The organism is Psychrobacillus sp. MER TA 171 (assembly GCF_023713305.1).
Classification (GTDB): domain Bacteria; phylum Bacillota; class Bacilli; order Bacillales_A; family Planococcaceae; genus Psychrobacillus.
The window spans coordinates 88,996-112,432 of record NZ_JAMAWN010000001.1 but is presented as its reverse complement, the minus strand read 5'-3'; the positions used below and the strand labels follow the sequence as shown (position 1 = coordinate 112,432).

The following is a 23,437-nucleotide window of genomic DNA, read 5'->3' as shown; positions in this document are numbered from 1 at the left end:
TACTACTTAAAATGCAAAAAGTTTACTTCTCTACAAATGACATATTTGGATATAGCGGAGCGGACGAATCTTTCTGGCTGTACTAGCTGGCGGATGTTGTCCGGGAGAAAATGATCGAATTTCACTTCTAAAATGGTTTGCTCCGAGTGTAGAGGCTCCTCTAAAATGATATTAGGGTCAAATAGATCAACCGTATTCACGCCTGCTGCAAGTCTTTTGTCGAATGTTATCCGCACATTTCCTGGCTCGTACACATATGCCTCACGAATATAATCTACGATGACGTTTGCTCTAAATCCTCGGTATTTCAATGCCATATAAAAATCCTTTAACAGTGCATTGTCCTTGTTGGCAAGTACGTCTACTTCGCCAGCTAGAATTGCCTCATATTCTCGTAGTGAAAGAGGTGCCGATTCTTTACATATGAAATCTCCATACTTGCTCTTTCTTTCCAGGCTGATTTTTTCCTTGCTTTCGTTGTAAATTCTTATACGATACTTCTCTCTATTAAAAACTCCATTGTTTTTATCGTAGAGGGAGTGATTATGGATCCCATCAAAATATAAGCTCCGTATTCCATAACCATTAGGACTGATTGAATTTTTATCAAGTGAAAGAATCGATGATACCTTCTGTCGAAGGGCCAGATAATCGAATACGTTTAAATAGTACTTCATCTCATGTCGAAATCTCTTGTTTGCAATAGCCATTAGTCCACCTCGAATTCTCTGATTCCGTTGAATTCATCTCCTTCTTCACTTAGATACATCTCAAAGGAGCTTTGTTCATGGCCTTTACTGTCTGTTACAGTAACCTTCCAAAAATATTTCCCTTCCTCAGGTTTTTTCATCGAATAAGAGTTTTGGCGAATATTTTCTTTCGTTTCTATTATTTCATTGAACTCTGGGTCTCTAGCTACCGTGACCGTATAGAATAGGTCATCCTTTTGTAAATCATAGGAGATTTGCCAAGTAAATAAAACTTCAGTGTCCGTCGTTTCAATATTATCCATATAAAAAGGCTTTGGTTTTTCTAGGTCTTCTAAGTATCTCTCCATAGCCCTTGCTGGAGTCTTCTTTATTTGCAATAATTCTTCTTCAAAAAAGGAATTTAATTGAGGTAAAAACTTTACATCTGGATTTCTATATAAAAAAGGCTCTATTAAATGTGCATATTGGTTGATTTGGTTCTCAACCGTTTCGTCATTAATTACTTCCGAAAGCTCTTGCAGCTTCTCAGTAAGCTTCTGAACGTTCTTTTCTGTCCGAAAATATCTATTATGCAAGATACTTCCCCAGTAATTACTAATACCAGCCTGATAAGTTCTTATATAACTTTTTTTTCTTTGATGTTCCCACGATCCATCATAATCCCACGGCAGGATATACCACTTTTCTGAGTTTAAAGGAGAATATAAGTAGAAATTGTTAGCGTCAGTATCCATATTGTCCATGAGTATGTTTACGGCCGTCCATGTCAAGAAATTGTCCAAATCAAAATGCTTTTCGATCGATTCTTCTATAGGTATTTTCATGTTATTTACGTCATCCAACATAGTGATCAATTTGTCATGCTCTTCTCTACCTTTAATCTCTAATATGGTTTCGAACGTTTTTTTATCATAGGTAGGATCGTTATGGGATTTTAGCTCATTTGGGTACCGACCAAATTCAAAGAAAGTGACTTTATATAAATAGCCATTGGGATCAAGCCAATGGTTTTTCAAGAACATCTCATTAGGCTGCTCCACCTGGGTGTAAAGCCCATAGTCCTCATAAGTATCATTTTCTCCAGATGTTTGATCCTTCACATAAAGATGTACGAATTGCGTACGAAGGCTAGTTAAATTTGGGATTTGCTCCATTAAATCGAAGCTCAGTTTATTTCTTAGACGGCTGGGATCTGAAATGTGTTTGTTCAAATTGATAATACGCTGGTTTTGCCACAAACCAGCGTTATCATAAAGCTTAATCTTATAAGACTTTTGTGCAGCATATCTTGCGGTGTTCCCTCTTAGGCTTATGTTGGCGTTTGCCTCAACTGCTCCGTGACCGAACATGCCTTCCTTTGAACCTGCCCCGTCTTCTGTTCCCTCAGCAAAAATAACCTCTAATTTTTCTTCACTATATCGGTCCTCTAGTCTATTTAAACTGTACCAATCTAATGCTTCCTCTTTAGGCTTATCTTCAGGTAAGACTGTGATATACAACGACTTAATCGAGCTATCTACATCTCTTTCATATAGCCGCTTATCCTCCACCAACTTTAAATCCTTTGTGTTGTCCTGCACAATAGCTGGAGTTTCCTGAACAACGTTCTCTTCTTGTTCGCTCATACTCTCTGTACAACCAGCTAAAATAATCGAAGCAATTAGTAGCATCGTTATAATACCTTTTGAGGCTTTAAATTTCTTTTTCTGTGTGGTAATTGGCTGGGAACAAAACGTGTAATAGTATAGGTTAGAAAGCATATAGAGTAGTCGAGCGATTGCTACGACAAGGGTTACAAACGCAGCGATGAATATACCGAGTCCATCAATACCCATATTCATGGATACATACGTAAGGATTGCATTAGAGAAAAATAATAAAGCGCTGATCCACAACACTCCCTTACGGTCATCAAAATACATGAGCGCGTGGATTACAATAAAGGCAATAATATAGAAAAAATAACCTAGACATAAGAAGATAAACAAATCTAGCTGCTCCATAGAAAATCCTATCCTTGGTAGATAGATTAAGCCTAATGCAATGGACAAGGCTGTAAATACAAGCTGTACCTCTACTACAAATCCAATCCTTAAAAACAATACATTTTGCATTTCTTTTTTCTCTATTTGAATACTGTTAAATGTCCCACCGTCTATAATATTTTTATAAAAGCTTAAGAATTTCTCATAAAAATCCGTTTCTACAATAACGACAAACATCACCAGCGATGGTACCACTGTTAGATACGCATAAAACACAGGTAAATCATAAAAGGGCATTAACCGAAATCGATCGGCAACCAATAGATGATTTCCTGAAAAAAACCAATAGATGATATTATGAACGTAAACGCTCGCATACAAAAAGATTCCACTCAAAAAGACGGAAGGCAACTTTTGGAAGTAACGAAGAAAGGAAAAGTAGCTGTTCTCTTCGTCTCTTGGAAAAACCTGCTCAAAATGGTACATAGTCATTCCTACAAAAATCGCAAAGCCGACGTCCATTCCTATCAGTGCAATAGTGGTGAGGTTAATCTCCGTTAAGGTAAACAGCAAATAACTGATCGCCATGGAAGTAAGGATGGCAATTGTAAAGCTTCTCACAATACGCTTGTAATCCTTCAAAGCAGAGAGATAAATTCCCTGCACCCATATAATGACTAGCTCGATAAAAAATAAGTAGGCAGCTATTTTAAAAGCCAAGCCTGCTGAAACTCCATAAAGAAACACTCCTGCAATCATCCCTGCAAACGGCAAGATAATAATAAGCGCTCCGTAAAAGGAAGAAATGATTTTCTTCAGCTTCCGTTCATAAATACTATCCGCTATGAATCTAGTTAATACCATCGCTAATCCAGATGTCACTAGAATAGAAAAAATAAAGCAGTAGGTCATCGTTGAGATGAACAATTCATTGTCAAATGGTTTACCACCATTCTTCGTGATCATGTTTTGCTGTATAAATACTAAAGCAATACAAAGAATCATTGGTCCAATCGTCGTAAAGGAGGAATATCCATAGGCTTTTAAATTTTGGACAATGCCTTCCTCTTTGAACAGCTTTCTAAGCTCAAAGCCTATGCCTGCCATGCCACTCCTCCTACTGACAAATAAAGTTCCCTATAGCCTGTGATGAAACTACTTCGCTTATAGTTATTTTTCACACGATTAAAACCATTGCTTCCCATCGTTTCTCTCAGTTTTTTATCGTTACAAAGCTGAAGAATATAGCTGGCTATTTCCTCATAATTCATGACGGATGCTATAAAACCCGCCTGGCCATAGTTATCTCCCTTACTGCCTAATATTAGCTCCTTACAGCCCCCTACATTCGTTGCGACGAATGGCTTTTTACTTGCCAAGCCCTCCAATATAGCCAATGGCTGCCCCTCACTAATGCTAGTTAACAGTAGAATATCCATTTTCCCTACATACTCTTTTACGTCTACCATTCCTGTAAAGATAATTCGTTTAATCCCTAATGTGTTTACCATCTGGAGGCATTCCCTATAATACATGTCATCCTCGTCGGTTGGTCCCATGATAAATAACTCTACATTGGATATTTCTTTTTCTATTAATCCAAAGCTTTGAATCATTGTCTTGATATCTTTAATAGGTACTAAACGAACTATCGCGCCAATACGCAGGATATCTTCATCTTCTGCTGCTTGTAAGTCACTATAGCTAGATATTTCCACTCCATTCGGTATAATGACTATTTTCTCTTCCGGACACCCTAGCTCTACTTCAATTTCCTTATTTCGATCGAACAAAGTAATTACCTGGTCGGATGCCCCGTAAATGGAATTAGATAATGTATAGAAATAATTAATCCATAAATCTTTAAAATAGCCCTTTACCCAGTCCGCTTTTATAATTTCTTCTTCTCGCTCTCTCGAATAAATACCATGCTCCGTGAGCAAAAGCGGCTTTTGATGCACATGCTTCGCTAAAGTTCCAACCACTCCAGCATAGCCGGTAGATACTGCGTGATAAACGTCCGCCTCTGGCACATCATGACGAATCGTTAAGAACAAAGGTAGAATCATAGACCTCACTGTCCAAAATAACTCCGTAAAGGGTACCCTGCTATATGTCTCCCCTGCTAAGAATTCGATTAGGTCGAAGTAATCCTTGCTTGAAAGGAACTCACCAACATTCTCAAATTTTTTGCTCCTTAGAAGGTCAAATAGTTCACTCCAGTGAATGTCCTTACTGCCAGTTATAAGTGACACAAGATTATTCTTTTCCTCATCCGTAAGCTTATATCTTCTTCCCCAATTCTTTTCTTCGTATAAATACTCGTCTAGGAAGATTTCTTTCACTTCAAGTAAATTAGCTGGAAGTGTGTACCTATACTTTCCCTTTTGCTTTGTTTCTGCTCCAATAGCATAAATGATAAATTCATGCTCCGGCATTTCTGTTACTAGACTATGAATCCAGCTTGATACCCCTCCGTTTACATAAGGATATGACCCTTCGGCTATCAGACATATTTTCACGCTCAAGCTTCCTCCAATTCTATTTTGAAATTAGCAGCTTTGGCAGTAACTAAATAGGTGTTTTCATCGATAGTTAAAACTGTACAGTTGGTTAAGCTCTTTATGTTACTTGTCGTCCTAAATACATAAAAGGATTCTGAACGATAATTGGTCACGTGCCCCTCTATCGCGTATTCACTATGACTCCAAGTAACATGGGAGTAGATATTCTTGGCCATATCTAATGCAGCTTCAGTTGCCGGCAAAGCCCGAACCCATGGATACGTATGCTGAACCCGACTCATATACTCATTAAAAAGCTCATAATTTTGTTCCCATCCCATGTTGTTGCTTCGGTCTTCACTAATAACGTCATCTGGATGAACAAAGTGAGAAAATACACCGACTCCAGTCAATGTATTCGCCTCTGCCCAACGATCATAAACCTTCTCATAATAGCCAGAGGTTGCTCGTGGCATCTCAATAATTCCATCATCCGCTACTTCGAATTCCTGGACATAGGCCACTCCCTCTCCGTCCTGAGGGTATAAGGAAGAGATAACCGTTAAATCCTTCCATGCTAGCTTCAAGGCTTCTCTTCCCTCCACTGACAGCGTGTTGGATGGAGGAACATAGGAGGTAACTGTGTACTGAGGAAAAGCATTTTTAGTATAGGTAACAAGCTCTTGAATGGATTTGAACATGTCAGACTTCTTTTTCCATTCCTTATAGCCGTAAACTTTAGAAACCTCTTTATCCATTACTAACGATTGATGATTATAGCCGTGGAATCCTAATTCCCCTCCGCTATCTATTAACTCACGTCCATAAGATATTAAGTAATGAGTATCCTTGTCGTCTATATTATCGAAGGGAGGCTCTACTCTATCGTTATATGTTTCAATGATGGCTCCGGTATATTTTAAATCGTAGTCTCTAGCAGTTTTCAACATATCTGGCCACCAAATTTCCTGATAAAAAGATGGGATATCCTTCTTATATTCGTCATAAATAACCTGCGTAGTACCTCTAACAATTGGTGCAGGGAAGTCATCAATGAAAAATACTTTTAGATTAAAAATTGGATAGATGAAATTGGGCTCTAGCAAGCTTAATGCACCTACAAAAAAGCCGCGGTTTATCTTCTCCTGGAGTAAGGTTCCATTGAAACTCATAAATGCCCCTTCCCCATAATTCGATTTCCATAACAGTGGAATGTCCTGATAACTTTTCGCTAATAATTCTGCCTCATCAGCTAGCGCTATACTTAAGGATGTATTAGTAATAAATTCATCATCGATTATGAGATCTTTCTCTCCTATCAACACGTTAGAAGTTAGTTTTATTCCCTTCGTGTTTATATAATCGTGAAAAGAAGTGACTCCAACTTTACGGTATAAAATTTGATAATGATCATCAGGCTCTAGGACCGACATGAAAAGAATATATCCACCTTGATGAACATACTGCTCCACATTTTCTATATCTCCTAAATGTCCTATTTTGTCTGTCGCGAGAATCACCACTTTACAATTGCTTAACTCTTCCAATCTTTCCTCCACATTTACTTCTAAAGTCTTCATTTTCATATATTCCAAAGATTGTATCGCATTAGCTTTTAATCTATTACTGTAGGCATCGGCCTTATCATAGAAAACACAATAAGCGTTCCCACTTGCAATAGGCTTTTGTTCACCAAAGCCGTTTTTCATAATCTCTTTCTTTTCCTCTATCAAGCTTTGATTTTGTTGAAATTGTAAGACAAACTTGGAATGGGCGAATTGAAGGAGTAAACCAAATAATAAGACTAGTATTAAAATGATATATATTTTTTTAGAGAAGTTCCCTGTTAGCTTCATGTTCAAATCCTTCCGACCAATACCTTACGATAGTAAGTCCCCTATTTGAAAATTGGATAGTTGAATTTTTTAATCGATTCAATGTTTCTTGTAGCTTAATAGAAGATTTAGTAGTGTAAAATAATTCGATGAAACAAATATAAGGTTCTTCAGAGGCTGGAAACTTCTTCTGATATTGTTTACATGTAGTTTCTGCTGCTAAATATTCCTTCATCTCTACCTCTGCTCTAAACTTTTCCTTATATATGTGTTCCTCTGATACGTTATGAAGTATCAACTGTTCTAACACTTCGATATATAAATACTTATATTTCTTTAGGGTCTGTTCATCTAAAAAGCCACTGTTCATATAGGACTTGATAGCATTGGTGTACGATATAGCATTTGCGACATCTTGTTTATTACTGTGGTAGGCATCCGAAAGCTCCATAATGGCGATGGATAGCTTTCGCTTCACTTCCATTACTGCGGTAACAGCATAATGTGAAGTTTCAGGATCCTCATTTAGCACGGCTGTTTTTATAACCTCCATATACTCCAGTGGATCTTCCTTTAATACGTTAATCATCGCTTTTCTTCTAGCAGTATAATTACTGATTACTAATGCGTCCTCTATTGGAACAATATTCAATTCTTTTTCTTTATCTATTTTTTCTTGGCTTGATAATATTTCCAAGGCTATATCCTCATTCATCTGATTAATATAGCTATCTAGCTCTTCTCCCTTGTTTACTATCGCCCTTTTTGGCCACTGAATGGGCAAAAGCCACCCGATAACAGGTAGAAAACTTACAACTATGAACTTCAGTATCCATTCCTTTACGTTTCTCTGTGAGATGAAAAATAAAATGATAGCCGATAATATAAGGTAAATTACATAGCCGTACATCATCTTAAAGCTCTCCTTCTACCAGCTTTAATACAATGCCTTTTTCACTTAGCCTGGATACTAGTTGCTCACCTGCTTGCTTAGAGGTATTAGCAAGCAAAACTAGTAGATGATGCTCGTTACTCTCTCCTATATAATCTGTTTCATCAATTTCTTTTGATATTTCTGTGGCGTCATGAATGAAGGTTTCCTCATTTGTCATTCCTTCTAACAGAAGATACGGTATTTGAAATTTGGTATATGCTTCTCTTTTCGTTTGAAGAATTTTTTGGAAGACAGATTCCTTTAATACTGGACTCTGCGCCAGAAAATGTTCTTGCTCAGACAGGCTTTGAAAGTGTAGCGCCCTAACTAATGCTGCTTCTATCAATTCTGTAATAATTTTAAATAGGTTTTCATGATAAAGTGAAATATGCTCGAATTCTAAGTCATCAATTGTAATAAGTGCTATTTTTTCTTCACCATTTGACAGGCAGGCAGCCATTAAAGGGGCATTGAGGAGGAGTGTTTTATTCACAAAAATACTTTTCTTGTTTGCTATTTGCTGAACATAATCATCTTCTACCTTCAGAGTTGCAGAAGATTTAAAGGAGCCTGAATCTGCTACTAATTTGTAGGAGGCATTGTCATTCGAAAACTTATATATAGACACTTTTTTTACCTTCATCATTTTTTGTAGCACATCTATACTGTTCAAATAAATACGTTCAGGGTCTAGGGTATCTAACTCTTTCAGGAGATAATGTATTTTTCCAAGTCCGTCTCCTGTATTGAGCACGCGCAATTGCAGCTCTTTTTTTACTTCTCTCATCTCTGCATGCATGTCACTTAAAAAAGAATAGCGATCTTCATGCTCCTCCAGTTTACTTTTTTGTTCTTTTAATAGGTTGTTCTTTCGTTCAATTGAGTAGCCTACAATAAGCCCTATGGATAGAAAGAGTGCCACTTGCAAGAGGAAAGAGGTATCGTACGTAAGGGAGATCAACTCTCTACCTTCTAGTGTTTTTTCAAAGATGAGGAGTCCAATAGAAAGGCAAACAGCTATAATAGACTGCCTATTCCCATAAATCACACCTATAATTAATATATAAAATAAGGCAAAGTCTACTATATTCAAGACGCTCACTTGGTTTGCTAGAGTTAACCAGGCAATCACAGAGAATACCAGCACATTTTCTATATAGGGCTGAAATCGTTTGAAGAGACTAGGAGCTTTTTTGGAAGAAGTAACTGTTTTTTCGGACGTCTGTTTCGCTTTTTTATCCTTCATCCACTCATATGTCTGCTCCAAACCCCGTTTCATACTAAACATTGGGCTCCAGTCTAAATCGTTTACTATCTTTTCATTTGATAGAGAGGAACGCTGAATGTCTCCTTCCTTGGCAGCAGTGTAGGCAACCTCTGTTTCTCCATGAAGCTCCTCCATCAAACCGACCAACTCATTTATGCTTATTTCACTATTCGTGGACAAGTTGTAAATTCCACTTAAATTAGAGTTTGACGTCCGATAAATGGCGTCTGCAACATCGCCTACATAGATGAAATCTCGTGTTTGTTCTCCATCACCGTATATTTCTAAATGTTTACCTTCCGTTATTCTCTCTAAGAAAGTAGAGACGACTCCACCTTCTCCTGTATTGCCTTGACGAGGCCCATACACATTAGAGAATCGAAAGACGACACTTTCATAACCATATAGTTCTCGCCATTTTTCGCAATATGATTCTCCTAACCACTTGCTCATACCATAAGGAGAGATAGGATTACACCTATTAGTTTCCTGTAAGGGAAGCTGTTCATTAGCCCCATAAACTGCAGCAGATGACGCAAAAATAAATTTTCCTACTTTATACTTGTGAGATAGGGATAATATATTCACTAAACCTACTGCGTTAATTTCTGTATCTCGTTTTGGATCTAAAATAGATTTCATCACACTAACCTGGGCTGCCAAATGAATGACCACATCGAAGTGATACGAACGAAAAATTTCTTCACACTTTTTATCTTCCACAGAAACGATATAACTCTTATGCTTGAATTTAATATGTTCCTTATTTCCGGTAGATAAATCATCCAAGATAAATACATCATAGCCTTCTTTAAAATATCGGTCGGCTACATGAGAACCGATAAAGCCATATCCACCTGTTATTAAAACTCTCAAATAAATAACATCCCTCTCCATCAAATTGTAGAAGATCATTTACCACCAACGTAAGTTTTTAAAGAAAGCTGTTACTGGTGCAAAGAAAAAAGGTTTCTCTTCAAATGAATGAATAGTGTTGTTGAGATAAATATTACTCATTGCGTCGTCCCCTAAGTTTTGGAGGTATTCATCTTTTTCCTTGCTGTATATTATGTTATTTAAAATTTGGTTTTCTTTTGTGTTCCATTGCATCGTTATTTCTCCATAGCCTTCATCTGACTGGTCATTAAACATGAGAACATTGCTCACTATGCTATTGTTGCTAGAACCTCCATTGTTTTTTTCTGCCCCTCCCGCAATTATTCCGGCTCCATTATTGGAATAAATAATATTATTTTTCACATCAATCTCACTAGACGTTTTTCCTTCCTTCTCGCTTGCTAGCTCAATTCCGAAATCATTGTAAGCTACTATATTATTTACAATAGTAAGCTGAGTAGAACCATCTGCATAAATTCCACCAGCTGAATATTCTTTGTATGATACATTTCTTTTAGAGCTATTTTTATAGACTTTATTGTTTGCGATGATTCCATCTCTCGCTTGATCTACGCAGTCGTCTGTTTCACAAGCATTGTAAAACCCTGCAACATCAATCCCAATGTTGTTATTATGATGGATTTCATTGTGCGTGATAGCGAACTGTTGTATATTCCCACTAAAGGTAAGTGCCTCACTGCTTCCGAGTTTCAGATGGTGAATCTCATTGTTATTAACCGTAATGCTACTCATAGCGTTGGAGGTATTCCCATAAATGAGAATGCCATGTGCATTTCCTTTTCGAGATTTATTTTCAATATGGTGAATGTTATTATCGGAAAGATGAATATTGCTACTTCCGCCTTTTACCAGTATTCCGACCGGATATCGATTCTGTTTTCTCGTTTTGAGGTTTCTTAACTCAAATCCTTCAATTCGGATATAACTTGCATTATCTATATAAAAGAAGGCTCTCTTAGCTGATGTTACTGTTAATTTTTTGCCTTCCAGAATGGCCACCTCTCCTGGAAATGATTGAAAAGTGATATTCCCAAGATTTTTAGAGCCTGATTTTGTTATATGAATAAATTCGGAGTAGACCCCTTCTCGTACAAACACCGTATCACCGGGTTCAAGCACCTTTGCAGCATGCTGTATTGTCTTCCACGGTTTCTTTTTAGTACCAGGATTAGCATCTTTACCTTTTGGAGAAACATAGTAATTTTTTTCACTCGAGTTTTCTGCCAACGCTACTGAATTAATTTGGATAAAAAATATTATGGATAAAAATGCAATTATTGTTACCTTTTTACTATTCGGAATCATGTGATAAACCTCCTAGGCTAATATTCATTGTATGAAAAACGAATTCAATTATGCCAAACTCTTTTTATTATTTCTAAGCATATTAAAAAATTTTCCTTATTAAGGAAATAGTGTTAGTAAATTAGATGGAATGGTTCGAATTTAACCTCAAAAAAGCAGGAATGCTGATTTTACAGCGTTTCTGCTTTTTTGTGGCTATTATATTAGGATAGAGAAATGAAAGGGGCTTGGGATTTATTTGGTATTTGGAACCGACCGATTATTCGGGAAAACCGACCGATTTTGGGATAGAACCGACCGACAATTTGAAGTGACCGACCGATTATTGGGGTTCACCGACCGATTATTTTGCTGGACCGACCGATTATTGAAAAAAACCGACCGATTCTCCATTTATACGAAAAAAATGCCTCGTCTAATAAGACAAAGCATTTTTTATGTGGCCCATGAGTCTACACATACTCATTACATAGTAGAAGCTCATGGCCTATGGTTGTTATTCTTGTCTCTATGGTGGTTGCCTTGATTGTTGCCATTGTGATGATTGTTTTTCGGTTTGTCGTGCCCTTTATTATTGTCTTTTGGACCTACACCTTTGTGATCGTTCCTGGATGGGTGTTGTTTTTCATCCTTGTGTTTACGGTCGTTCGAGTGTTTCGGTTTATCTTTTGACTGGTTAGGGTTCGGTTTGTTTTCGGGATTATGAGTTTTATTTTTTGGTGCATTTTCTTGTTTGTTTGGGTGTTCCTTTTTCTCTTTCTCCGGCTTCTGGGTGGCAACTGGAGGTGGAGCTGGAACGACTGGTTTTTGCTTTTCTACACTGTTTTTTTGTTTTTCATCTACACTGGATTTTTTTTGTTGCTTTGCACTGGAATTATTTTGTTGTTCTACACTGGTTTTATTTTGTTTATCTACACTGGAATTGTTTTGTTGTTCTACACTGGTTTTGTTTTCTTTAACTGGTTGTTGTTCTTTTTGTTTGTACTTTTGAATGGATGTGTTATTTTTGTTTGCTTTTTTACGTTCTTCTGCAGAGCTTTCTGTTACATTAATATGCTGCTCTGATTGTACTGCCTTTACTTCTTTTACCGCTTGGTTTACTTGAGCTTTTACTTCTTGATTGGTTTCATTCTCATAAACGGTTGTGATTACTAATTCATCCTGAGCTGCTCCTACCTGCTTGACTGCGTGGACTAAGACAGCAGCAAGCGCTAGGTCCTCCCAATTATTAATATCGATAGGAGTGTCTTCATCGAGAGAACGGAGTGAAATAACCTGCCCGTCCTCATCTACACCGATTTCGACAGCATGCTCACCTTCTAATTGTACATAAGCATAAGCGCTCGTTTGCTGAGGGATCAAAGATGCGACACAAAATATGAGAACAATTGCCGCGACAAGTATTGGGGCTAGAATTTTAGGCTTTATTTGTGTCAGTAAAAATGGAGCTTTTGCTTCTAGCAATTGAAATTCTGCTTCGGATCCGATCATTGGGTCATCAACCAATGGGGTACCGCGCAGAAATTCGCCCTCACTTGTGAGAAAGACATAGTAATCATCTTTCTTCTCACAGACAACGCCTCGAAAGTTGCGCATCATATGATTTCTCCCTTCACATAATCTTTTATATAAACGAAGTCACTGTTGAGTAGCAGTACGACGGCAATCATATATTTGCGATGCCGTTCCAACGTTTTTCGCGATACATCTACCAGTGCTTCGATATTCTTGAGCGGAAGCTTTTTATGCTGAATAAAGGACTCGTAAAGCTCTTCGGATTCGGAAATAATTTGTGCCACTAGAAAGGCAGTTTTCCGTGTATCCTTGTGCTTTGGTGCTGAAGCCGTCAACTCATCAAATGACAAGTTATAAGTTGCTAGCAGCTCCCCAAAACGCACCAGTTCCTCTCTCCTTGCTTCCGCTCGCTGTTCTTCTGTGTATGATTCAATGGATTGCTCGTTCCATATATAATGCTGCTCGTCTATTCTATCCTCGGTAGCCCCCGTTTGGAGTAGAAGCACCTTTTCCTTGCGGGTAGCTTCCTTTCGAATAAAGTCAACAAGTCGCCTTTTTATAATAAGATGTGCAAGTGTTTGTAAGGATGCATTTTCTTCAGGATTGAATGCAAGGACCGCTTCATGAAATCCATTAAGCGCGATACTATACTCTTCATCCTGTTCATCGATTGGCCGCTTGCAAATGTAAGCTGCCGTTTTCTTTATAAAGGAGGTATTGGCTAAGAGGAGGTCATTGATTGCCTCCTCATCGCCAGCCATTGTCCCAAATTCTAGCTTTCTTTTATTCTGTTTTGATTTGAAGAGGCCATGAATGATGGACAAAAGCATATATACCCTCCGTTCCCATTAGTTCCGTATAAACTTGTATTGTATCTGTCTATCCGGGAAATGAAAAGCGGTATTCTGAAATATGATTAATTTCTATCATTTTTTCCTTGCCCATGATGACCATGTTTGTGGTCATGTTTGTTATGGTGACCTTTCTGTTTTTGATGCTTATCATGTTTTGGTTGTTGATTGTGCTTTGGTCCCTTGTTGTGACGGTTTTCATCTTTACCATTAGGATGCTTTGGTTTTTGTTCAGCTTTCTTTTGTTCCTGTGCTGCTTTTTTTGCAGCCAATTCAGCGGCTTTAGCTTTGTTCGCTGCTTCTATTTCAGCTTGCTTTGTAGCTTTTGCTGCTTCTCGTTCTGCCTTTTCTTGTGCTCTTTTTGCTTCAGCAGCTGCTTTTTCTTGCGCTCTTTTTGCTTCGGCCGCAGCTTTTGCTGCTTCCTTAGCTGCTTTTTCTTCAGCCTTTTTCTTTTCTAACTCTGCTTTTTTCTTATCTCTGTCTGCTTTGTCTTTGTCTTTATCCTTAATTGGAGGAACAATGACTGGTGGTGTATTTTCTTTAGGGTCCTCTTGTTTAGCTAAATAATTTTGCAGCTCCGTAACTACAGTTTTTACTTGAGCGATAATTGCTGCTTTTTTGTCTGCATTAGGTGCTTGCTGATAGTCTTTGAATAACACGATTAATCGATCGATTGCAGCCGTAAGCTCTGGAGCTTTCTTTTGGTAGATATCTTTTTGAGTAGTTTCATACTCTGCAATAACTCGATTAATCACGTTCAAGATTGCTGCTTTTGCGTCATCATTACTAGCACTTTCATATGCCTTCACCAATCCAACTAGCTTTTCGGTTGCCAATTCCACGGGAAGATCCTTGTTTGTAGTTGTTTGTGCTGTTGCAACAGTCGTTGATGTTGCTGCAACCGCTTGAGTCGGCGTTACCTGTGCTGTCTCAGAAGCTGACGATGTTTCCTGTGTGTTTTTGTTTACATCATTAATGTTTACGGTGTCGTAATTACTGTTCGCCCAAGCATAGCCGGCGCCTGATACTGTTAAAGTTGCCACTAATAGAGCAGCACCAGTCTTCTTCCAATTCTGCATATAATCACCTCGTATAAATTTTTGTCCAACTATTACCCGGACACCTAGTTATTCGAAGGCTCACTCATTTTTATGGGGGTCGCTCGGAAACTTTTTTTATTTTTTTAGATTGTTTTATTACAGGTGCCTGGCACTTGTCATAATGTTTTAAATACATTACGGGTGCCAGGCACCTGTAATACTCACGCTACAATGAAAAAGCAGCTACCGAATATTAGGCAGCTGCTTTTTTCTTTTTATGCTTTTTCCATAGATCCTCTGCTGCTCCTGAGCCGAGTATTACACCGGCTATGATAAAGATTAGGCTGGCCAGATGATTCCACCCTAGCACCTCGTTTAAGAAAATGGCAGAGAATACTAAAGAGAAAATAGTGTTTAGGTTCATGAATATCGCTGATTTAGTTGCACCCGCTTGACCTATCGAGTAGTTGTATAGCATGTGACCAACTGCTGTGCCTAGGATCGCAGAGGCAAAGAAAATCAACCAGAATACTGGATCTACTTCTGTAAATTGAACAATTGCTCCTGGCTCCTGTATAAAGCTGATAATCATTAATATAAATGAGCCGATTACGAGCATATATGCTGTCAGCAGTCTTGGATCCAATGTTCTTGCAGCCTTACTTATCACCATATAGCTCATGACCTGTGCAAGTATAGCAAGGAATACAAAGAAGTCTCCGATGGCAGAGCCCCCTAAGTCACCACCGCCTACTACAGAAAGGCTTACCCCAATTATCCCTAATACCAGACCTAGCCATTGAATCAAAGAAGGAAAATACCTTAGGATAAATGCTCCTGCTATCGCTGTAAGCATTGGCCCTGTCCCTAGGATCAGTGCTCCGTGTGTTCCACTTGTAACCGAGAGCCCTATATTCAGGAAATAGTGATGGATTACTACGTTAGTCAAAGACCCTATCGCAATATATTTCCATTCCTGCTTCGAAGGCTTTCGAATCATTTTCATTTTCCATAAAATAAGAAAAACTGTAACACCAGCTGTAAAAATACGGAAGGCGGTCAGGGTTACTGGGGATACCTCTGCGATCAAATATTTAAGCATCGGAAGATTAGCGCCCCATATTAACATAACGAGTACGAGTATACCGTATATTTTCCACTGGTTGTTCATATAGTTATTCGCCTTACTTTCAATTTAGATTAATCTTTAGTATAGCGAAGTAATATTAATATGTTAAGTATTAGTAATCGTTTTTGATAGATTAAGATACCAATCAAACCCAGGCATCGGTCGGACGAGAAAAATATCCGACAATTCGAGGGTAGTTTCCTACAATTCATAGCTACATTACTACAATCAAACCCAAGTCGCTGGCCACCCCAGATTTACAACAATCCAGCTATAAATTACTACAATCACCCAATAAATTATTACAGGTGCCAGGCACTTGTAATAATAATTTCGCTCGGTAAAACAACTCAACGAATGATTCATCAGAAAAGAGGATCTATGCTCACCTAGTGAACATACATCCTCTTTTTAGTTTAATAGAATACCATTATTTATACGTCAGGTATTTAACGTAATCCTTCCAGCTAACTGCCTTGATGCTCGTCCATGACGGTGTTTCCAACGGGAACGGTAGGAAGGCTGGGGCTTCTGGTGTTTTTGGTTTATCGTCTAGGACGATCATGCCATTTTCAAGTCCTGTTGATACGACAGCGTGCTTGTTTAAATGGAATGGAGTATTTACTGCAGTTCGTGTAATCTTCCCTTCAGGAGTTAACACGTAAAGCTCGGCTTGTTCCTTTGTCGGGTTTAAAAGCCATTCTCTTTTTATTGTTACGGCGTTCTCTGCTTGCTGTGTCGTGATTGCAGAGTTCATGTTTGCGGCAAACGGTAACTGTTCTGGCTGCTCGTTTAGTTGGATCATTACCTCGTAAAGTGGCTCCTTTGATTGCGCGTCATATTGTTTATATGCCGAAAGCCAAGGAGAGCCATTTGCAGGGGCTTGTGTGATTGTTGCAATCGTTCCCTCTGCCATAGATTCGCTATGTGAAGAATAATTTCGTACGAGCATTCCTGCTTCTAGCTTATGCCATTCTTTCTCAGGCACGAAGGTAAGCAATGATTTCTCTACGGAATATATCTCGATAAAGTATTTACCGTCTTTATTCTCAATCGATCCAACGGTTCCTGCGATTGGGCTAAGCAGTGACATTGCACCTGGCTCCTGGTTTAGCTGAGCTTCCATGATCTGTAGCTGACGGTCTACCTCCGCAAGCTTTTGCTTTGCTGCTCCAATAGCCTGTGAATAGCTTCCATCTTGAGAAAGCTGAACATCCACCTGGACATTGACATCTGTTACCTCATCGTTCGTATTGCTAGTAGCTGTGTCTGTATCCGTGTAAGACCCTTCTGTATTCGATCTTTCATACTCTAGGTCACTTATAATTTGATTTAACTGCATTTGTTCCTGTCTATAGGCCTGTACCTCAGTTTCCCATATGCCTCGTTGCTCTTCAGCAAAATCTGGCTTTAGCTGGGCCAGTTCGGTATCAGCACCTATTTCTTCACCTTCTGAGACCGCTAAATTACTTACTCGTTCCACATCGACAGTCACCGTGACTGCATCGGTCGGTACTACAACCGATTCTTTTTCTAGCTCCTTGGAATATGTATTCGTTTGAACAGTTTCATGATCCTTTAAGTAGTACGTTCTCGCAATCTCACTATTTTCCTCGAACAGCAGAATTGCGTTTGCTGCTATAAACGTAGAAACAATAATAGAAACTCCTATTACTAACCATTTATTCATACGGCTTGCCCCCCTTCAATCCATGTTTCAATAGGAAGAACTTCAAAGCCTGCCACAAGTAATGCCAATACTATAGGAATTGCTATTAAGATAATGATTAGATTTCGAATAGACAATTCTGTGTAGTTACGCAGGAACTGAAACTGAATCGCAATGATTAAGCCAGTAATTAGACTTAATTCATTAAAGAAGTAAACAAAGAAATCATTATCTAAAAACACCGCTGCTAGTGGTCCAAACGATAGTACTGAAAAGTCTGTTGTATAACCAACGATTGCGTATATAACAAAGACAAATGCCTTTTCCAATAAAAGAAGTCCGACTACAAATAATTGCAGCACTGCAACTTTAGATAAGTCTACGCTCGTTAGCTTATGAAGCACGTAAGAAATGAGGAAAAAATAAAATGCCATGTAAACAAGCGACCAAAGAATAGCTCCAATTAAGGAGACAATTCTAGCAATAATATAGGTTTCACCAAATCCCTTTGCAAATAAAGTCGTAAGTCCTTCTGTGTGCATCCCCCAGATATCGCGAAGTGCAAAAAGAAGCACGCCTAACAAAGCGACCATCCATACACGTCCCTTAAAATCGCGCACTGTCGCATCCTTTAATGAATTCGCCAAGTCTTGCTGATGGAAAAGATATTTCCAAAATCTAAATTCAAAAAACACCAAGTGTTCCCCCCTCTTATTGTTGAACAGTTACCTCGACGTAAGCACCTTGTTCCATCTGAATGTCTTTCGAAGATTGGAAGGTAGGGTGGATCAGTAGTAAGTAGGCTGCTCCTTTTTCTAGTTTTGTCGGTATTGCTTTAATTTGATTGGTAGATTTTTGTTCTACTTTCAAAGGGATTTTCTTGGTATCACCTAATGCGATCAATTCGATTCCCTCTTTTTTATTCAGCTGAACAGCTTCTGAAAATGTAACCGTGAATTGTTTTGTCTGCGCTACATTTTCTAGTTTAGATAATCGTTTATAAGATGGATAACTTTCTAAAATCGTATCTAAATGGGCCTTTTCAAGCTCCATTCCCTCTTTGGTCACCACCTGTGGCTGCACCCCTGTTTTATTCACAACAGTGCCTTTAGGTCCTGCAAATTCGGCCACCGTCAGTTTTAGATAAGACCCATCCGACAATGGATAAAACGACTGCATGGAGCCCTTTCCATAAGTTCGTTGTCCGTAAAGAGTAGCTGATTTGTGATCTAATAGTGCAGCCGCAGTCATTTCAGATGCACTCGCACTATAGCCATTGATCAGTACCTTTGTGTTATTAGGAAATAAATCCTTTTGCGGTATCGATTTTACTAAACCTACCTGATTTTTTAGCATTAGCATATACGCATGAGGACTATTTGGAAATAAACCAATTAGCTCCTCCGCAGTGTTTACGTAGCCCCCGCCATTATTGCGCAGATCTAAAATATAAGAGGTCGCACCTTTCTTTGCAAGTCGCTCCTTTGCTGCAATGACTAAGGAAGCGCCATCCTCTGAAAAGGAGTTGATGCTTATATAGCCAACGTTTCCATATAACATTTCAGTAGAAACAACTGGAACCTGAAAGCTTTTTCTTGTTAATATGTATGACTGTTTTTGTCCTGTAATCTTTAACACTTCTATGTTAACCTTTGTACCGGCTTTTCCTGTGATCAGTGAGGAAGCCTGCTGCACAGACATGCGCTCCGTAGAATTCCCATCCACAGAAAGAATAATGTCTCCCGGCTCAATGCCAGCCTCCTTTGCTGGAGCACCGTCAAACGTGCTCACTATTTGGATGCCTTTTTCATGTTCTTCAATTGAGATCCCGATACCAGTGGGTTTATTGTTTATCGAATCTGTGTATCTTTCAAACTCTTCCTTTGTAAAGTAGGTAGAGTAAGGATCTAACTGCCCCACTATGGATTCAATGGAGTCCAGTTCTGTTATGTTAGATTGGAGCTCTCCCTTGTAATATTCCTTGACCAGTTGCCTGACTTCATCAATTGGAGCTGCCCATGTGTACATAGGTGCAAGTAATAATGTTAATAGGAATACCAATGTAGTTAATCCCGAGACCTTCCTCATACCTTTTTCCCTCTTTCTATAATCTATAAACCTATCTTAACGTAAAAAATTGTGAAATGCTAAAGCTTCTTGTATATATTTGGTTACAAAGCTTCTATTTTAGAACAAAGTAGACAGCAAAATAAGAAAAGCGCAGGCACCTATCTCTGCCACGACAGGCAAATGGAGAAAAGCGAGGAGGCAGTTCCTCAGCCACCGGAGCTTTTATCCATTTGACCCCGAGGGGCAAGGCGGTGTAGCTAGACATCCAGAAAAGCGCAACCGCCTATCCCTGCCACGACAGGCAAATGGTTAAAAGCGAGGAGGCAGTTCCTCAGCCACCGGAGCTTTTATCCATTTGACCCCGAGGGGCAAGGCGGTGTAGCTAGACATAAATTTACCCACAGGTTCAGAATTTTATAATTTCCAAAACAATAAAACAACCGTGAACAATGTGTCACGATTGTTTGTGCGAATTTAATAGCTGCAATACGGATTGAGCCTGTTGCATATGCATGCTTAGTACGTATTGACTGGCCTGCATTAGTATATTAGCTTTCACTAATGCCATCATTTCCTTTGCCATATCTGCGTCACGTATACGAGATTCCGCTGCAGTTAAGTTTTCTTCCATGTTAACTGCGTTATTGTAGGCGTGCTCCAATCGATTCGAGTATGCCCCCATCCGAGATCTTTCCCGAGATACCTTGTTAATAGCATCGTCTAACCCACCGATTGAATTTTCTGCATCAGCTCTTGAGGAAATCGACAGATCATTCAAGCCAAGGCTTCCTCCTGACATATCTCCAAAGAGGAGCTCAATAGACTGTCCTGCATTTGCCCCTGCCTGAATGTTAATGGAGGTGTTAGTGCCATCAAGCATGGTTTTCGTATTGAAATTAGTATCCTTGGAGATTCTAGTAACCTCTTTTTTCAATTCCTCAAACTCAATATTAAGTAAGCTGCGATCCTCATCCGTTAAAGTATCGGTTGCAGCCTGCACTCCTAACTCACGCATACGTTGGAGTATAGCATGTGTCTCATTAAGTGCTCCCTCAGCTGTTTGCAACAACGAAATACCATCCTGAATATTACGAGCCGCCTGACCAAGACCTCTAATCTGCGCCCTCATCTTCTCCGAAATAGCAAGACCAGCCGGGTCATCCGCAGCTCGGTTAATCCGATAACCAGAGGAAAGACGTTCCATCGACCGATTAGCAACCGACCAATGCTGATTCATATTGCGAAGAATAGATAACCCCATCGCATTCCACTTACCTAGCATCCCCTAACCCCCCATTCACTCTACTAACCTTTATATCGACCCACCCACCTAGAATATCAACAAAAAAAAAGAAAAGCGCAACCGCCTATCTCTGCCACGACAGGCAAATGGAGAAAAGCGAGGAGGCGGCCCCTCAGCCACCGGAGCTTTTCTCCATTTGACCCCGAGGGGCAAGGCGATGGAGCTAGACATCCAGAAAAGCGCAACCGCCTATCTCTGCCACGACAGGCAAATGGAGAAAAGCGAGGAGGCAGTTCCTCAGCCACCGGAGCTTTTCTCCATTTGACCCCGAGGGGCAAGGCGGTGTAGCTAGACATCCAGAAAAGCGCAACCGCCTATCTCTGCCACGACAGGCAAATGGAGAAAAGCGAGGAGGCAGCTCCTCAGCCACCGGAGCTTTTCTCCATTTGACCCCGAGGGGCAAGGCGGTGGAGCTAGACATCCAGAAAAGCGCAACCGCCTATCCCTGCCCCGACAGGCAAATGGTTAAAAGCGAGGAGGCAGTTCCTCAGCCACCGGAGCTTTTCTCCATTTGACCCCGAGGGGCAAGGCGGTGTAGCTAGCCAACAATTGATACTATGAAATTAACGCCTTCCTAAACAACAAAAATATTTTTAAAACACTGTCTAACCTCCTAAACATTGGGTATATATTACACATGCATTACAGATTTATTGCAGGTGCCAGGCACCCGTAACAACAAACAACATCAACAATAACGAGCAGGAGGTTTATGTATATGGCTAAGTTGGGTTTTAATTGGGAGGATATTTTGTTTGGAATAGTAGGTTCAAGTACATTTGTTATTCTTTTTCATTTGTTTTCATCCTTTCAGTAATTTAGCCATAAAAAAAACACCTTAGCAGCAGATAACTTTTGCAAGGTGTTTTCAAGGTATGAAATTAGTCGACATGATGTCCTCCGTACGTGTCTTTGTATTGTTGTAGTTCTCTAAATAGAGTTGCATCTTTATGGAGTAAGGCATAATCTATCATTCTATCAAAATTTTCTTTTTCTAAATGGTCTATAATTTCCTGTGTTCCTTCTAATAGCATCGAGCTAGACTCGTCTACATTGTTTGCATTAATAATGGTTTGAAGGTGTACATGAATATCAGAGACTAATAGGAGTTGGTATAGAGGAAGTCGAATAAAACGATTTCCTTTTTGGAAGACAAATACTTCGGACAGGTTCTCGACTTGTAACGAGTTAGCGTTAACTATGATCTCTTTTCCTTCTACAGGTATGAAGTCAAAAAGCTCATCGTCCTTACGCAAGGAAAAGTATTGATAGGCGAAGACCAGCTTGATCCTATCCCCTTCCAGCTGAGTATAAAAAGGCTTCATTAATTGTACAAGTAACATTCCATCCCCTCCTATCCTTTTTGAATTTTCTGATTTATTGTAGTATATCATAATATCTTTTTTTCGTGTAGTGTATTTAGCCAAAAAAGCGAACGCTAAATGCATTCGCTATTAAAATATTTCTATTTAATTTACAATGCACTCTCTATCTTCCTTTTTCCTCTAGGGCATATAAAAAAACCATATCTTTCCGCACTATATTCTACTAAAATAGCATCAAAAATCCTTTGTAGGACTTCCTCTCTTGATACCTCTTTCACACAATTTATATAGAACAGAAGCATATTTCGGTTAAAGTCCAGCTGAAGATCATAGATGCTGAAATATTCCGATACGATTAAGGGGATATGCCTCATATCTTTTTTAGGACTTTCTACAATGTATTGTACATTTTGCTTTTTTACTCCAATTAGCTTCACATGATTTAAACCATTCTTCGAATAACCATCTAAAGAATCAAACAACAAAGGGATAAATACTTGGATTCTTTCTACTACTTTCCTCTCCTCTCTTAAGTAAATTGTCCTATAATACTTTTATACTGCATTACATCAAAATAATTACATTAATCTCCAATTTGGCGATTTTTAATCTAACCTCCTCTCTTTTCGTTATTCTTGTGGCATTGTAGAGGAGGAATTATATGGCCTTTTACGAGCATATCCGAGCGTACCGTGAACAATTAGATATTACACAAATGGAAGCTGCGAAAAGAATGGGCATTGATCATTCTGCTTTGTCTAAGTATGAAAAAGGTGATTTAGCAATCCCTATCACCTTACTGGGAACAATCCAGGAGGTTTATGCCATACCTAAGGATGATTTTTTACATATGCTGATGGGCAAACCTTCTAAAAGTAAGAACCCTGGGCTAGAGGCGCGAGAAAGCCGAGCAAGATACTTAGAGTCCTTTTACGAGGAAAACATCGCACCGCTACAGCATCTGAAAGAGTTCCGTGAGTTAGTGATGGATATTAAATCACATTCTAACGACGACAAAGAGCTCAAGCGGTATATAAAGAAATTAAAAACAGAGTAAGGTCCTCACTTTCTTCAATA

Annotated in this window: 19 protein-coding genes; 2 read left to right on the top strand and 17 right to left on the bottom strand. The window is 39.0% G+C overall.

Features of this window, described 5'->3' with window-relative positions:
* Window positions 1–2 precede the first annotated feature (2 nt).
* The 14 genes from M3627_RS00530 to M3627_RS00465 form a co-directional block, all read right to left on the bottom strand.
* Window positions 3–710 (bottom strand): polyphosphate polymerase domain-containing protein, encoded by a 708-nt coding sequence (locus M3627_RS00530; protein WP_251552537.1) that lies wholly within the window; start codon window positions 708–710, stop codon window positions 3–5.
* Window positions 710–3,802, bottom strand: a complete 3,093-nt coding sequence (gene pelG, locus M3627_RS00525) for an exopolysaccharide Pel transporter PelG (RefSeq protein WP_251552535.1) — start codon at window positions 3,800–3,802, stop codon at window positions 710–712. The genes M3627_RS00530 and pelG overlap by 1 nt, the downstream gene beginning before the upstream one ends.
* Complete coding sequence (gene pelF, locus M3627_RS00520) at window positions 3,790–5,217, bottom strand: GT4 family glycosyltransferase PelF (protein WP_251552533.1); 1,428 nt, start codon at window positions 5,215–5,217, stop codon at window positions 3,790–3,792. The genes pelG and pelF overlap by 13 nt, the downstream gene beginning before the upstream one ends.
* Before the next feature lie 2 nt (window positions 5,218–5,219).
* Entirely contained in the window at window positions 5,220–7,055 is a 1,836-nt protein-coding gene (locus M3627_RS00515) for a DUF2194 domain-containing protein (protein WP_251552529.1), read from the bottom strand.
* On the bottom strand, window positions 7,030–7,947 hold the full coding sequence (locus tag M3627_RS00510) for a hypothetical protein (RefSeq protein WP_251552525.1): 918 nt from the start codon (window positions 7,945–7,947) through the stop codon (window positions 7,030–7,032). Before M3627_RS00510 ends, M3627_RS00515 begins: the two co-directional genes overlap by 26 nt.
* 1 nt (window position 7,948) lies before the next feature.
* Window positions 7,949–10,111: an NAD-dependent epimerase/dehydratase family protein gene (locus M3627_RS00505; RefSeq protein WP_251552516.1), complete on the bottom strand. Its 2,163-nt coding sequence runs from the start codon at window positions 10,109–10,111 to the stop codon at window positions 7,949–7,951.
* Window positions 10,112–10,150: 39 nt separating this feature from the next.
* A complete protein-coding gene (locus tag M3627_RS00500; protein ID WP_251552499.1) occupies window positions 10,151–11,458 on the bottom strand; it encodes a right-handed parallel beta-helix repeat-containing protein in 1,308 nt (435 codons plus the stop codon).
* A gap of 480 nt (window positions 11,459–11,938) precedes the next feature.
* Window positions 11,939–13,057, bottom strand: coding sequence for an anti-sigma factor domain-containing protein (locus M3627_RS00495; RefSeq protein WP_251552497.1), 1,119 nt, complete (start codon window positions 13,055–13,057; stop codon window positions 11,939–11,941).
* Window positions 13,054–13,803: an RNA polymerase sigma-I factor gene (gene sigI / locus M3627_RS00490; protein ID WP_251552495.1), complete on the bottom strand. Its 750-nt coding sequence runs from the start codon at window positions 13,801–13,803 to the stop codon at window positions 13,054–13,056. The genes M3627_RS00495 and sigI overlap by 4 nt, the downstream gene beginning before the upstream one ends.
* A gap of 86 nt (window positions 13,804–13,889) precedes the next feature.
* A complete protein-coding gene (locus M3627_RS00485; RefSeq protein WP_251552487.1) occupies window positions 13,890–14,903 on the bottom strand; it encodes a hypothetical protein in 1,014 nt (337 codons plus the stop codon).
* Between the two features lie 214 nt (window positions 14,904–15,117).
* Complete coding sequence (locus M3627_RS00480) at window positions 15,118–16,035, bottom strand: DMT family transporter (protein ID WP_169359498.1); 918 nt, start codon at window positions 16,033–16,035, stop codon at window positions 15,118–15,120.
* 388 nt (window positions 16,036–16,423) lie between these two features.
* Window positions 16,424–17,683 carry an efflux RND transporter periplasmic adaptor subunit gene (locus M3627_RS00475; RefSeq protein WP_251552485.1) on the bottom strand — a complete coding sequence of 420 codons (1,260 nt, stop codon included), beginning with the start codon at window positions 17,681–17,683 and terminating at the stop codon, window positions 16,424–16,426.
* Complete coding sequence (locus M3627_RS00470) at window positions 17,680–18,357, bottom strand: hypothetical protein (protein ID WP_169359496.1); 678 nt, start codon at window positions 18,355–18,357, stop codon at window positions 17,680–17,682. The genes M3627_RS00475 and M3627_RS00470 overlap by 4 nt, the downstream gene beginning before the upstream one ends.
* A gap of 16 nt (window positions 18,358–18,373) precedes the next feature.
* Window positions 18,374–19,750, bottom strand: coding sequence for a S41 family peptidase (locus tag M3627_RS00465; protein WP_251552483.1), 1,377 nt, complete (start codon window positions 19,748–19,750; stop codon window positions 18,374–18,376).
* A gap of 69 nt (window positions 19,751–19,819) precedes the next feature.
* Here M3627_RS00465 and M3627_RS00460 point away from each other — a divergent pair, with 69 nt between their 5' ends.
* Window positions 19,820–19,966: a hypothetical protein gene (locus M3627_RS00460; RefSeq protein WP_251552474.1), complete on the top strand. Its 147-nt coding sequence runs from the start codon at window positions 19,820–19,822 to the stop codon at window positions 19,964–19,966.
* A 220-nt stretch (window positions 19,967–20,186) separates the two neighbouring features.
* On the opposite strand, the gene M3627_RS00455 is transcribed toward M3627_RS00460, so the two are convergent.
* From M3627_RS00455 to M3627_RS00445, 3 genes are all read right to left on the bottom strand, one after another.
* The gene (locus M3627_RS00455) at window positions 20,187–21,014 is read right to left on the bottom strand and encodes a flagellin N-terminal helical domain-containing protein (RefSeq protein ID WP_251552462.1); all 828 of its coding nucleotides are present in this window, start codon (window positions 21,012–21,014) and stop codon (window positions 20,187–20,189) included.
* 902 nt (window positions 21,015–21,916) lie between these two features.
* On the bottom strand, window positions 21,917–22,378 hold the full coding sequence (locus M3627_RS00450) for a transcriptional regulator (RefSeq protein WP_169359493.1): 462 nt from the start codon (window positions 22,376–22,378) through the stop codon (window positions 21,917–21,919).
* Window positions 22,379–22,509: 131 nt separating this feature from the next.
* Window positions 22,510–22,842, bottom strand: a complete 333-nt coding sequence (locus tag M3627_RS00445) for a hypothetical protein (protein ID WP_251552454.1) — start codon at window positions 22,840–22,842, stop codon at window positions 22,510–22,512.
* A 179-nt stretch (window positions 22,843–23,021) separates the two neighbouring features.
* Here M3627_RS00445 and M3627_RS00440 point away from each other — a divergent pair, with 179 nt between their 5' ends.
* The gene (locus M3627_RS00440) at window positions 23,022–23,417 is read left to right on the top strand and encodes a helix-turn-helix domain-containing protein (protein WP_169359492.1); all 396 of its coding nucleotides are present in this window, start codon (window positions 23,022–23,024) and stop codon (window positions 23,415–23,417) included.
* The last annotated feature ends 20 nt before the right edge of the window (window positions 23,418–23,437 follow it).

Bases quoted from the DNA above. Each gene is read 5' to 3' on its own strand.
- M3627_RS00500 (WP_251552499.1), bottom strand. From the start codon at position 11,458: ATGATTCCGAATAGTAAAAAGGTAACAATAATTGCATTTTTATCCATA.
- M3627_RS00475 (WP_251552485.1), bottom strand. From the start codon at position 17,683: ATGAATAAATGGTTAGTAATAGGAGTTTCTATTATTGTTTCTACGTTT.
- M3627_RS00515 (WP_251552529.1), bottom strand. From the start codon at position 7,055: ATGAAGCTAACAGGGAACTTCTCTAAAAAAATATATATCATTTTAATA.
- M3627_RS00480 (WP_169359498.1), bottom strand. From the start codon at position 16,035: ATGAACAACCAGTGGAAAATATACGGTATACTCGTACTCGTTATGTTA.
- M3627_RS00440 (WP_169359492.1), top strand. From the start codon at position 23,022: ATGGCCTTTTACGAGCATATCCGAGCGTACCGTGAACAATTAGATATT.
- M3627_RS00495 (WP_251552497.1), bottom strand. From the start codon at position 13,057: ATGATGCGCAACTTTCGAGGCGTTGTCTGTGAGAAGAAAGATGATTAC.
- M3627_RS00450 (WP_169359493.1), bottom strand. From the start codon at position 22,378: ATGTTACTTGTACAATTAATGAAGCCTTTTTATACTCAGCTGGAAGGG.
- M3627_RS00510 (WP_251552525.1), bottom strand. From the start codon at position 7,947: ATGATGTACGGCTATGTAATTTACCTTATATTATCGGCTATCATTTTA.
- sigI (WP_251552495.1), bottom strand. From the start codon at position 13,803: ATGCTTTTGTCCATCATTCATGGCCTCTTCAAATCAAAACAGAATAAA.
- M3627_RS00485 (WP_251552487.1), bottom strand. From the start codon at position 14,903: ATGCAGAATTGGAAGAAGACTGGTGCTGCTCTATTAGTGGCAACTTTA.
- M3627_RS00530 (WP_251552537.1), bottom strand. From the start codon at position 710: ATGGCTATTGCAAACAAGAGATTTCGACATGAGATGAAGTACTATTTA.
- M3627_RS00455 (WP_251552462.1), bottom strand. From the start codon at position 21,014: ATGCTAGGTAAGTGGAATGCGATGGGGTTATCTATTCTTCGCAATATG.
- pelG (WP_251552535.1), bottom strand. From the start codon at position 3,802: ATGGCAGGCATAGGCTTTGAGCTTAGAAAGCTGTTCAAAGAGGAAGGC.
- M3627_RS00465 (WP_251552483.1), bottom strand. From the start codon at position 19,750: ATGAGGAAGGTCTCGGGATTAACTACATTGGTATTCCTATTAACATTA.